8 protein-coding genes are annotated in these 11,877 nt (G+C 69.0%); 4 read left to right on the top strand and 4 right to left on the bottom strand.

All coding sequences use genetic code 11. The features are described 5' to 3' along the window. Positions 1-4: 4 nt before the first annotated feature. The gene (locus JJQ90_RS25320) at positions 5-487 is read right to left on the bottom strand and encodes a nucleoside deaminase (protein WP_216879086.1); all 483 of its coding nucleotides are present in this window, start codon (positions 485-487) and stop codon (positions 5-7) included. A 33-nt stretch (positions 488-520) separates the two neighbouring features. Here JJQ90_RS25320 and dnaE point away from each other — a divergent pair, with 33 nt between their 5' ends. The 3 genes from dnaE (at position 521) to JJQ90_RS25305 (ending at position 5,928) form a co-directional block, all read left to right on the top strand. Beyond that, positions 521-3,967, top strand: coding sequence for a DNA polymerase III subunit alpha (dnaE, locus tag JJQ90_RS25315; RefSeq protein ID WP_216879085.1), 3,447 nt, complete (start codon positions 521-523; stop codon positions 3,965-3,967). Positions 3,968-4,041: 74 nt separating this feature from the next. Continuing rightward, positions 4,042-4,776, top strand: coding sequence for a hypothetical protein (locus JJQ90_RS25310; RefSeq protein WP_216879084.1), 735 nt, complete (start codon positions 4,042-4,044; stop codon positions 4,774-4,776). Further along, positions 4,777-5,928, top strand: coding sequence for a hypothetical protein (locus tag JJQ90_RS25305; protein ID WP_216879083.1), 1,152 nt, complete (start codon positions 4,777-4,779; stop codon positions 5,926-5,928). On the opposite strand, the gene JJQ90_RS25300 is transcribed toward JJQ90_RS25305, so the two are convergent. Next, positions 5,925-6,887, bottom strand: a complete 963-nt coding sequence (locus tag JJQ90_RS25300) for an alpha/beta fold hydrolase (protein ID WP_216879082.1) — start codon at positions 6,885-6,887, stop codon at positions 5,925-5,927. The genes JJQ90_RS25305 and JJQ90_RS25300 overlap by 4 nt on opposite strands. Positions 6,888-7,300: 413 nt before the next feature. On the opposite strand from JJQ90_RS25300, the gene JJQ90_RS25295 reads away from it, so the two are divergent. Next, a complete protein-coding gene (locus JJQ90_RS25295; RefSeq protein ID WP_216879081.1) occupies positions 7,301-8,857 on the top strand; it encodes a glycosyltransferase family 61 protein in 1,557 nt (518 codons plus the stop codon). 75 nt (positions 8,858-8,932) lie between these two features. On the opposite strand, the gene JJQ90_RS25290 is transcribed toward JJQ90_RS25295, so the two are convergent. Next, the gene (locus JJQ90_RS25290) at positions 8,933-10,201 is read right to left on the bottom strand and encodes a glycosyltransferase (RefSeq protein WP_216879080.1); all 1,269 of its coding nucleotides are present in this window, start codon (positions 10,199-10,201) and stop codon (positions 8,933-8,935) included. Further along, the gene (locus JJQ90_RS25285; RefSeq protein ID WP_216879079.1) at positions 10,194-11,759 is read right to left on the bottom strand and encodes a hypothetical protein; all 1,566 of its coding nucleotides are present in this window, start codon (positions 11,757-11,759) and stop codon (positions 10,194-10,196) included. The genes JJQ90_RS25290 and JJQ90_RS25285 overlap by 8 nt, the downstream gene beginning before the upstream one ends. Between the last annotated feature and the right edge of the window lie 118 nt (positions 11,760-11,877).

The raw sequence follows: 11,877 nt of genomic DNA, 5'->3' as shown, positions 1-11,877 counted from the left end.
GCCGCTATCCCCAGGCGCCCCGATGGGGCGCCTCCGCCTCCGCCTCCAGCAGCGGCCCCACCACCTCGATGGGCCGTTGCCCGGCGGCGAAGACGTCGCGGCAGGGCAGGTCCATGGTCAGGTTCTCGGGATGCGGGCCGATCAGCGCCTTCAGGCGACGTTCCGACAGGCCATAGACCACGCGGCCGATGCCGGCCCAGTAGATGGCGCCGGCGCACATGGCGCAGGGCTCGGCGCTGCTGACCAGCGTGGCGGTGGCGCGGGCCTCGGGCGGCAGTTCCCGGCAGGCGCGGGTGGCCAGCAGCCGCTCGGCATGGGCGGTGCCGTCGCCATGCGGCCAGCCCGGCACATGGAAGCCGTTGCCCTGTTCCATCAGCACCCGGCCTTCGGCATCGGCCAGCAGCGCGGCGAAGGGGTGCTGGCCCGAGTCGCGCACCGCCGCCGACAGCGCGATGGCGCGGCGCAGCAGGGTTTCATCATCCGTCATGCAGACCCCCATCTTGCGTGGTAGGAACCGGGCATGAGCTCCTTCGTCCATCTCCACACCCATTCGGCCTATTCCCTCAGCGAGGGTGCGATCAAGGCGGAAAAGCTGCCGGCGCTGGCGCGGGCGGCGGGGATGCCGGCGGTGGCGCTGACCGATTCGGGCAATCTGTTCGGCGCGCTGGAATTCTCCCAGGCCTGTTCCGGCAAGGGCATCCAGCCGATCATGGGCTGCCAGTTGTTCCTGTCCCGCGCCATCACGGATGAGGGTGGGCGGAGCAACGATCCCTCGCGGCAGCGGCCGGACCCGATCGTGGCGCTGGCGCGGGATGCGGCGGGGTTCGACAATCTCCAGCGGCTGTCCTCCGCCGGCTATCTCGGCAGCGATGTCTCCGGCCTGCCCTGCATCTCGCTGGCCACGCTGGACGCGCATCGGGCGGGCATCATCCTGCTGACCGGCGGCACCACCGGGCCGCTCGGGCGGCTGCTCTCCGAGGGCCGGCGCGACGCGGCGGCGAAGCTGCTGGCGCAGCTCAGGGACATCTTCGGCCCCGACGACCTGGTGGTGGAATTGCAGCGCCACGGCCTGGCCATGGAGAAGATGGTGGAGGCCGGGCTGCTGTCTTTGGCCGACGAGGCCGCGCTGCCCATCGTCGCCACCAACGATGTCTATTTCGCCGAGGCCAGCATGCACGCGGCCCACGACGCGCTGCTGTGTATCGCCGAAAGCCGCGTGATCGCGGAGCCCGACCGCCGCCGCGTCACCGCCGAGCACTTCTTCAAATCCGCCGACGCCATGCGGAAGCTGTTCGCCGACCTGCCGGAGGCCTGCGACAATACCCTGGCCATCGCCCGGCGCTGCGCCGTGATGGCCGAATCGAAAAAGCCCGCTCTGCCGGTCTGCCCCAAGGTGATGCCGGGCATGACGGAGTCGGAGACCGTCGCCACCATGGCCAAGCGCGGCCTGGAAGGCCGGCTGGATGTGCTGGGGCTGGAGGCGGCGGCGCGCGCGCCCTATCGCGAACGCCTCGACTACGAGCTCTCCGTCATCGAGAGCATGGGCTTTTCCGGCTACTTCCTGATCGTCGCCGACTTCATCCAATGGGCCAAGGCGCAGGGGATTCCGGTGGGGCCGGGGCGTGGTTCGGGCGCCGGTTCCGTCGCCGCCTGGGCGCTGCTCATCACCGACCTCGACCCGATGCGCTGGGGCCTGCTGTTCGAGCGCTTCCTGAACCCCGAACGCGTCTCGATGCCGGACTTCGACATCGACTTCTGCCAGGACCGCCGCGACGAGGTCATCGACTATGTCCGCCGCGAATACGGCCTGGACCGCGTCGCCCAGATCATCACCTTCGGCAAGCTGCAGGCCAAGGCGGCGGTGCGCGACGTCGGCCGCGTCATGGGCCTGCCCTATGGCCAGGTCGACCGCATCGCCAGCCTGATCCCCTTCAACCCGGCCAAGCCCGTGACGCTGGCCCAGGCGATCGAGGGCGAGCCGAAGCTGCAGGAGATGCAGCGCGGCGACGAACAGGTGCACCGCCTGCTGGAAGTGGCGCAGGAGCTGGAGGGGCTGTACCGCAACGCCTCCACCCACGCCGCCGGCGTCGTTATCGGGCGCGAGCCCTTGGTCGATATCGTGCCGCTGTATCGCGACCCGCGCAGCCCGGACCTCATCACCCAGTACTCGATGAAATATGTCGAGCAGGCCAGCCTGGTGAAGTTCGACTTCCTGGGCCTCAAGACGCTGACGGTTCTGCAGCGCGCGGTGGAGCTGCTGAAGGGGCAGGGGGTCACCATCGACCTCGACACGCTGCCGCTGGATGACGCCAAGACCTACGCCATGCTGGCGCGCGGCGATGCGGCGGGCGTGTTCCAGTTCGAAGGCCAGGGCATGCGCGAATGCCTGCGCATGATGCGCCCCGACCGCTTCGAGGATCTGATCGCGGCGGTGTCGCTGTACCGGCCGGGTCCGATGGCCAATATCCCCGCCTATTGCCAGCGCAAGCATGGCGAGAACTGGGCGGCGCCGCATCCGAAGATGGCGGAGATAGTCGGCGAGACCTACGGCATCCTCGTCTACCAGGAACAGGTCATGCAGATCAGCCAGGAGCTGGCCGGCTATACGCTGGGCGGCGCCGACCTGCTGCGCCGCGCCATGGGCAAGAAGATCCGCTCCGAGATGGAGGCCCAGCGCAAGATCTTCGTCGAGGGCGCGACGAAGAACGGCGTTCCCGACGCGAAGGCGGGCGAGATCTTCGATCTCATGGAGAAGTTCGCCGAATACGGCTTCAACAAATCCCACGCCGCCGCCTATGCCCTGGTCAGCTACCAGACCGCCTGGCTGAAGGCGAACCATCCGGTCGCCTTCCTCGCCGCCTCCATGTCGCTCGACCTCGGCAATACCGACAAGCTGGCGGGGCATATGCAGGAGGCATCCCGCCTCGGCATCGCCGTGCTGCCGCCGGACATCAATCGCAGCGGCGCCGAATTCCGCATCGAGGCGAAGGAGGACGGCACACCCGCCATCCGTTTCGCCCTCGCCGCCGTGAAGCGCGTCGGCATGACAGCGATGAAGGAACTGGTGGCCACCCGCGACGGCACATCGCCCTTCGCGTCGCTGTCGGATTTTGCCGGCCGCGTCGATCCGAAGCTGCTGAACAAGATGCAGCTCGAAAACCTGGCCCGGGCCGGCGCCTTCGACAGCCTGGAGCCCAATCGCGCCCGCATGGTCCAGGGCATGGAGTTCGTGCTTCGCGCCGCGCAGGAAGCCGCCGAGCGCCGGCTGAATCCCACAAGGGACATGTTCGGCGCCGAGACCGCGCCGCCCCCGCTGCGCCTGCCGGAGGCCGAGGACTGGCCGGAGCTGGAACGCCTTTCCTATGAGGCGGAGGCGGTGGGCTTCCACCTCTCGGCCCATCCGCTGGACACCTACAAGCGCGTGCTGACCAAGCTCGGCGCCGTCTCCTCCGCCCGCATCACGGAGAAGGCACAGGCAGGCGCGGGGCGGATGCGGCTGGCGGGCACCGTGGTGGCGGTGAAGTCAGGTCGTACCAAGTCCGGCAACAAGATGGCCTGGGTCCGCTTCTCCGACGCCGAGGGCAGTTTCGAGGTCACCTTCTTCAGCGAGACCCTGGCGCGTGCCGACGGCATGCTGACCGAGGGCACCGCCCTGCTGGTGACCACCGAGGTGCGGCTGGATGGCGACACCGTGCGCCTGACGGCGCAGGAGCTGGAGCCGCTGGAGAAGGTGGCGCAGTCCCAGGGCCAGGGCATCCGCCTCTGGCTCGACCAGAGCAGCGTGGTGGAACGGATACGGGAGATGCTGGGCCGGGAAGGCAAGGGCCGCGGCGAGGTGCGGCTGGTGCCGATGACCGGCCCGGGGCAGGAGGTGGAGATCGTCCTGCCCGGCCGCTTCAACGTCTCCCCACGGCTGATGCAGGCGATGAAGGTGCTGCCCGGCGTGTCCGACGTCGCGGAGCTGTAGCCGCGCGGCCTGCCCTCGGCTACCAATGCAACGCCCGCAGGAGGGGGCCTATCCTGTCGCACGGCCAGCATCCCTTGCTTGATCTGTCACCCGATCGCCGCGCCGCCGCGCTGATCGAATCCGCTTTGCTGCATGCCCAGGCGGCGCGGATGCGGGAAGTGGCGGCGCCTTTCCTGGCGCGGCTCGACCCCGATGCCCGCCTGTTCGGCGAATATCTGGTGGAGGAAGTCGCGCGACTTTCCGCTCAGGTGGAAGCCCTGGCCCAGCTTCGTGAGGCCGATGCGCTGTCGCGCGAGGCGCGGATGCGCATCGACCCGCTGCGCTTCATCCCCGCCGAGCGCCAGCACGCCGCCGCCGAGGGCGAGGCGGTGCCGGAGGCGGGACCCGTCGCCCTCGATGTGGCCGCTGAGGATTTCATCGGCTTCGGCTGGTATCCGGCCGAGGTGACCGATACCGGCGCGCTGCGCTGGTCCGGCCCCTCGCGCTGCGCCACGGTGCAACTGCCGGCGCTGGGTGGCGGCCCGCTGCGCGTCACTTTGGCCCTGCGCGCGCCATTCGGCGCGAAGCTCGACCTCTCGCGGCAGGATGTCTTCCTGGACGGGTTGAAGCTCGACCTGGAACAGATGGCGCAGGAGGGGGCGGTGGCCACCTGCCAGGGCGTCGCCATCCTGCCCAACCTGCCCGCCGGCGCGCGGTTGACGCTGCTGCTGCATGGCGAGCGCTACACCGACCCGGCGACCGGGCCCCTGCGGGATACGCGGACGCTCGGCCTCGGCCTCGGCTGGCTGCGGATCGAGCGCGCGGCCTGAATGACGCGGCGCATCCTCGTCACCGGCGACCTGCTGCGGCCGCAGGACAAGGCCTTCAAGCCCTCCCAGAACGGCAATATCCAATGGTTCCACCGCCTGGTGCGCCGGCCCCTGGCGGCGGCCAGCGGGCTGCCGGTGCAGGCGCTGCTCTGGGATGAGCCGGACCTCCCGCCACCAGGCGGGGATGTGCAGGGCTTCGACACGCCGGGCTTCTATGCGGCGGCCGGCGCCGTGCCGGATGTCCAGGGCTGGGTCGGGCTGTTCGACGCGCCGGACCTGCCGCGCGATGCCCTGGCCATGATGGCCGCGCCCTTCGCCGGCGTCGCGGCCGTGGTGGGGTTCGAGCTGACGGAGCTTCAGAAGCGCCTGTTCACCTGGCTCGGCCTGCCCTGGATCGATGTGAACATCCACCCCTACCGCTTCGGCCCGGATGTGCTGTTCGCCATTCAGACCGACCATCCGGAGATCCTGGCGCGGCTGCTGCCGCATCATGCCGAGGACCATGTCTTCGAGCCCTGGGCCGACCTGCTTGCCGCCACCGCGGTGAAGATGCCGCCGCGCCAGCCGATCACGGCATCCCATCTGCTGGTCGGCCAGACCCAGGTGGACCGCGCGCTGATCCGCGATGGCCGGCTGCGGGACCTGTCGCATTTCGCCGCGCAACTGCATGCGGCGATCGGGCCGGAGGGTCCGGTGCTCTACAAGCCGCATCCCTACAATGCGGATGGCTTTGGTCTGCACCAGGTGGGCCTGCGCCTGTCCCGGGTGCAGGAGACGCGGGAGAATGTCTATGTGCTGCTGGCGCAGGACAGGCTCCGCAGCGTCGTCGGCGTCTCCTCCTCGGTGGTGGCGGAGGCGCGGTTCTTCGGCAAGGAAGGCATCTTCCTCGGCACGCCGCCGATGCGCATCGCGCCGCGCCGCGCGGACCTCGCGCCGGGGCGGCATGCCAGCGTGGTGGATGCCTGGCTGTCGGCCGATTTCTGGCGCGACCTGCTGGCCCCGGTGCTGCCGGTGACGGCGGCGGACTACCGCCGCCCGGTGCTGCCGCCGAATGCGCTGCGCACCTCCCTGCGGCAGTTCTGGGGCTGGGACGAGATCTTCTTCCAGCTGCCCTGGGATCTGGCGCAGGGGCGGGCGCAGGCGCGGGGCTAGACGGCCCCTTCGGTTGGTTCCTGCCCACTGAAGAAGGGCAGGAAGGCGCCGAGGATCAGGTCCGGCCGCTGCTCCGCCGGATAATGCCCGGTCGGAATCGCCCAGCCGCGCAGGTCCGGCGCCCAGGGCGTCCAGGCCTCCATCACCGCCAGGTGCCGGCCGACATGGCTGTTGCTGCCCCAGAGCACCAGCACCGGGCAGGCAATGTGCTTCTTGCCGAAATCGGCGCGGTCCATCTCGTAGTCCAGCGTCACCGTCGCGCGGTAGTCCTCGCAGACCGCGTGGATCTGCTCCGGCGTGGTGCAGCGGGCATATTCGGAAAAGGCCTCGGGCGCGAAGATGGAAAGCCCGACGCCTTTCTTGTTCAGCTTGTAGTTGATGTAATAGTCGAGGTCGGCGCAGAGCAGCTTCTCGGGGAAGGGCGCCTTCTGCGCCATGAAGAACCAGTGGTAGCTCTCCAGCCCCCAGCCCAGGGTGATGTTGGAGAGTAGGTGCCAGGTCGGCACGATGTCCAGTGAGGCGAGCTGCGTCACGCAATCCGGATGGTCGAGCGCCATGCGGAAGGCCACCCGGGCGCCACGGTCGTGCCCGGCGACGCCGAATTTCGCGAAGCCGAGGGATCGCATCACCTCCACGCCATCCTGCGCCATGGCGCGGAAGCTGTAGGCGGCGTGGTCCTCGCCACCCTCGGGCTTGCTGCTGTCGCCATAGCCGCGCAGGTCGATGGCGACCACGGTGAAGCGCTTCGCCAATTCGGGCGCCACCTTGTGCCAGCTTACATGCGTCAGCGGATTGCCGTGGATGAGCAACAGCGGCGGGCCGGCGCCGCCGATGGCGGTCATGATCTCCGCGCCGGCGGTGCGGATGCGCTGGTGCCGGAAGCCGGGCATCAGGGCGGCCGCCACGGGGCTGGGCGGCTGCGCCGCGGGGGTGCTGGCCGGCTGCGAGTCTTGGGACATGGATGGTTCCTCCGCCGGCAGGCTTGGCCGGCGGGGCAGCAGGGTCAAGGTTCCAGCGATGGATTTCATGGAGATCGCGCGGCGTTCCGACGAGCCGGATCGCCTGGGATTGTCCACTCCTGAGTGGTCGGGCGATGATCCGGGATATCGGTATGGGAGATGTCGATCGTGCGGGACGATAGTCGGGACGAGCCCCTGTCCCCCCCCCCGCTGCGGGCGCCGTCGATCTGAACGCGATCGGTCTCAAGCACGGCAGCGACAAGTCCTCACGTATCCATGACTATCTCCGGACCTACGAATTCTTCCTGCGGGATCAGCGCGAGGCAGAGATCGAAGTTCTGGAAATCGGCGTCAATGACGGCGCCTCCCTGAAGACATGGGCGGAGTATTTCCCCGCCGCCCGCATCATCGGCGTGGACCGTGACCCTGCGCACAGCCGCCATGCCTCCGATCGTGTGCGGATCGAGATCGGCAATGCGGGGGATGCGTCGTTCCTGCTGAAGCTGGCGGGTTCTGCGCGTCCGAACGTTATCCTCGACGATGGCACGCATCTCTGGGCAGAGCAGATACTCGCGCTGCGCATGCTCTACCCGGTGCTGCTGCCCGGCGGACTCTTCATCATCGAGGACATTCACACGAGCTTCGGCGATGCGCATCGCAAGCGCTATGCGGGCGGCGCCGCATTCTCCGCCTTCGATGAGGTACGAAGGCTTGCGGAAGGACTGACCGGAGGCGCTCTCGTCACGGAGCCGCCGAAGGATGAGTTTCATACTTACTTCAAGGCCACCGCGGAGATGGTGGTATTTCTGCGGAACGCCGTCATCATTCGAAAAGCGCCGCAGGCACCCCGTCCCCGGCTGCCTGCCAAGCTGCGACTACGGCATCTGGCGCAAGCCGTGCCGGATACACGCGACTTGGACTCAGGAGGCGCCTATACGCGTATCACGCCACGCATCTTCACCGCGCCCGCAGTCATCGTTCGCACCATTTCGGCGCAGAGCGGGCAGATTGTGGAGCCGCCAAAGGCGCAAGTCGCCAGCTTGCAGAATTGTGTCATCCTGGGCGATGGCGTGGTGGTCACCCGGAAAGGCGTCATCATCCGGGAAAGCCTGATCAACCAGCAGCAGGCGCTGCGTTTCGCAGGCTGCTTCCGCCCGAGCCCGAAAGCCGGATTCGCCACGTTGGAGGGCTCACCCGGTATTCGTCCCCTACCGGCCGATACGACCCATGTGCTGCTCAAGCAGCGCTGGGACTCGAATTACGGACACTGGTTGGTGGAGAGTTTGCCGCGGCTGGACCTGGTGCGAGAGATCGCCGACCTCACCCGGTGCCACTACATCGTCCGCAAACACATATCCGAACAGATGCGCCAGGTCGTGCTCGACAGTCTTGCGATCTACGGCATCACCGAAGCACAGGTGATCTTCGCGGATGATTCCCCGCTTTCGGTCCCATCCCTGATCTACCCGGCGCCGCTGACCGTACAGCCCTGGGTCAAGGCGCCTCGCGTGGTTCGCACGCTGGAGCGATTGGCAGCCGAGGCGATCGGCCCGGTGCCTCCGGGTGAGCGGCGGCTCTATGTGCAGCGCAGTGGCCCGCTACGACGAAAGATCCTTAACCAGGATGAGGTGATGGCCATGCTGACCCCCCTCGGATACGAGGTGGTCTCGCCCGAGGCGATGACGCTGCGAGAGCAGATGGCGCTGTTCGCCTCGGCCTCTCATATCGTCGGCAACCTTGGCGCCGCGCTCACGAATATCGCCTTCGCACCCGCCGGGGTCCGGTTGCTGGCGCTCACCACCGAATTCATGATGGATGACTTCTTTTACGACCTGATATGCCACAAGCGTGGCGCGTACTGGAGCCTGCATGGCAAGGCGGATCGGCCACAACTCGGCATGCAATCCGACTTCACCATTGATCTGGCGGCGCTGAGGCCGTTGCTGGACCAGTTCGACGGTCTGGGTTGAGGCAGGACAAGGCGAGGCGACACCTTTCGCGCCAGCGTCGCCAGTCCATCGGCGCGTATAGCCCACTGACCAGCATCAGCTCCGCTGTCGTGCCATGCCCGTCGCCGCATCGAGCGCCGCGAGGAATTCCGCGCGGCCCATGACATCGCGGATGCTCGCGCCGAGCGCGGCGCGCAGTTCCGGGTCGGTCGCCTGCACCATCACCCGCGCCAGGTCGACCGGCGCGGCGCGCTTGAAGTGCAGCCCGTCCACATCGCGCAGCACCTTCTCCGCCATGCCGCCGATGTCGGAGACGATCAGCGGCGTGCCGGCGCGCCGCGCCTCCTGGATCACCACCGGCGAATTCTCCCACCAGATGCTCGGCACCACCACCCAGCCAACGCTGCGCATCAAATCCACCGCATCGGTCGGGTCGTAGCGGCCGGCGAAGGTCAGGCTGGGGCCGGCGGCCTCCACCATCGTCTCCAGCGTCGGGAACAGCCGCAGCACATCCTCCCGCTCCGCGCCGAACACCGTCAGCACGATGTCCGGATTGCCGCGCAGCGCCATTGGCAGCGCCCGCAGCAGAACGTCGAGCCCCTTGAAGGAGGTGGGCTGGCCGAAGAAGCCGAAGCGATGCGCCATGGTCGCGGCATCGGCGGGCAGGCGCGGCTGGTCGAGGATGGCATCGCCCAGGTAGTTCTCCACCACCGGGTCGTGCGGTGCGGTCAGGCCCCAGTCGCGGTAGCGGGCGCGGATGAATTCGCTGGGGTGGATCACCGCATCGAAGCGCGACAGCACCGAAAGCAGCGTGGCCTTGCGATAGGCGAAGCGTTCCAGGGTCTGGTCCGGGAAGCAGGCCAGGCAGCGCAGCGGCGATTCCTTGCGGCACAGCTCCCGCGACCTGGTCTTCACCATCTGGCCGTGATGCAGGCAGATGGCCAGCATCTCATGGGTGGTCAGGACGAAGCGCGCCTTCGGCCGCGCCTGCATCAGCGCATCGATCAGGTCGATGCCCAGCCGCCAGTAGTGGTGGAAGTGGTAGACCTCGCAATCCAGCCCGGCGAGAAAATCGACCAGCACGCCACGCTGGAACGGGTCGTCCCAGGCCAGCCGGTCCTCCGCCATGCCGGCGAAGGAAAAGACGTATTCGCCCTCGCCGAAGGGCATCACCGTCTCGATGTCATGGGTCTCGGCATAGAGCGTGCCGATCTCGCAGGCGCCGACGAACAGCACGTCCCGCCCCGCATGGCGCATGGTCTCGAATTGTCGGTACGCCGCCAGCTCGCCGCCGCCCTTGGAGAATTCCGGATGGGAATGGGCGACGATGCAGACCCGGCCGGCCGGGTTCCTGGCCTCAGACATGCGCCGCCAGCCCTTCCGTCCTCAGGCCCTGCGTCTTCAGGCCCGCCGTCCATAGCCGCGCCAGATGGGCGTTCACCAGCTCCGCCGCATGCGGGCTGCTCCAGCCGCGCGGCACCGGCAGGAAGGCGGCCTCCCCGGGCCTGTGCCGTTCCAGGCGCAGCAGCCGGACCAGCGAATCCTCCAGCCCCGGCTCGCAGCCGGCCGCGCCATGCAGTGCCAGCAGCCGCGCCAGGTCCGCGGCACCGAGGGGGCGGGAAAAGGCCTCCGCCGGACGGCCCCTCGCCACCGCCTCGGCGAAGCGCGGCGCCTCCACCACCAGCACCGCGGCGACACCGCCGGCCTGGCGCAGCGCGGCCACGGCGGCCGGCCCGACCAGGACCGGCAGGCGGCCGCGCCGCAGGAAGGCCTGCGCCACCTCCTCCGCCGCATCGCCCAGGATCAGCAGTTGGTCGCAGCGTCCCTCGAATTCCGGGGCGGTGACCTGGAGCAGCCGGGTTGCGACCGGGTCGTCGGCGCCCAGGATCAGGCCGATGCGCGGCAACTGGCCGCCTGCATCCGCATCCTGGGGGCACTGGGCGGCGAGGCTGGCCAGCATAGGCTCGAAGGCGGCTTCCCGCCGCGCCGTCAGCAGCCGCAACAGGCCCAGCGCCTCGGTGCTGCCAGCTTCCCCCGCTTCCGCGAGAAGGGTTGTGCGGCAGACCGCATCGAGCAGATCCGGCACCGTCGCGGCGCGCGGCCGGCAGCGCAGGAGATGCACCTCCTCCGCCCCCATCCGCAGCTGCAGCACGACTTCCAGCGCCGACAGCCGGTCGAGCCAGGCGGGGTCGATGCGCCCATGCAGCACCAGGGCCTGAGGCAGCGCGGCCGCATGCCCATCGAACAGCGGCAGCGCCACGGCGCGCGACGCCAGCGGGCCAGCCCCTGGCAGCAGCCCGACCAAAGCGAGTTCCAACCGCGCCTCGGGCGGGAAAGCCGCGCCGCCGCGCACGACCACCAGTATATCCCCGCCGAGGGAATGCAGCGCCTCCGCCTCCTCAACGCCGGGCAGGTTCTCCACGGTCCTGCCGCGCACCGGATGCAGGCGCGCCATCCATTCGGCGAAGGCGCCCAACGGGGCACCGCCCAGGGTCATCAGGCTGGCCAGCGCGGCATGGGTGCCGGCGTCGCGCAGCAGGGCGAAGCCCAGCGCCGGCGGCTGATCGGCCAGCAGCTTTGCCAGCCCCGATGTGCCGGCCGCCTCCGCGGTCTCGAAGATATGTTCGACGCTCTCCGCGCTGGCGGACCCCCCACCGGCACGCAGGACCAGGCGGGGTGACTTGGGCACGCGGTCGGCGATCAGGGAGAAGCCATGGGCCGGCGCGGCGCCCGAACCCTCCGTCCCGTGCTGCGCGGGCAGGGGGTAGAAGGCGCCATGCGCGATCGGGCAGGCGGTGTCCCCCTCCATCAGGGCCAGCTCCGCACCGACCGCCGCCGGAGCGCTGGCCCGGCCGAGGAGCAGGCAGCGGCCATCCGGCAGGGGGATGAGGCATTTCAGGCTGAGTTGCAGACCAACCTCCAATGGGGCGCACGCCCATATGTCACACCTGCCGGGTGGTCGCCCCCCGACAGGTTGTCCCAACCTGGCAGGACCGGGACGGGCCTTGGCCTGCCATCTCGCGCCGTCCTGGCCCGACCAC

The sequence above is a fragment of the Falsiroseomonas oleicola genome (genome assembly GCF_019029495.1).
In the GTDB taxonomy this organism is placed as follows: Bacteria; Pseudomonadota; Alphaproteobacteria; order Acetobacterales; family Acetobacteraceae; genus Falsiroseomonas; species Falsiroseomonas oleicola.
Note: the sequence above shows the minus strand (reverse complement) of the source record. Positions and strands in the feature narration are given on the sequence as shown.

What these genes read in the sequence shown, in the direction of transcription:
- JJQ90_RS25320 (WP_216879086.1), bottom strand. Translation starts at nt 487, where the DNA reads ATGACGGATGATGAAACCCTGCTGCGCCGCGCCATCGCGCTGTCGGCG.
- dnaE (WP_216879085.1), top strand. Translation starts at nt 521, where the DNA reads ATGAGCTCCTTCGTCCATCTCCACACCCATTCGGCCTATTCCCTCAGC.
- JJQ90_RS25305 (WP_216879083.1), top strand. Translation starts at nt 4,777, where the DNA reads ATGACGCGGCGCATCCTCGTCACCGGCGACCTGCTGCGGCCGCAGGAC.
- JJQ90_RS25300 (WP_216879082.1), bottom strand. Translation starts at nt 6,887, where the DNA reads ATGTCCCAAGACTCGCAGCCGGCCAGCACCCCCGCGGCGCAGCCGCCC.
- JJQ90_RS25290 (WP_216879080.1), bottom strand. Translation starts at nt 10,201, where the DNA reads ATGTCTGAGGCCAGGAACCCGGCCGGCCGGGTCTGCATCGTCGCCCAT.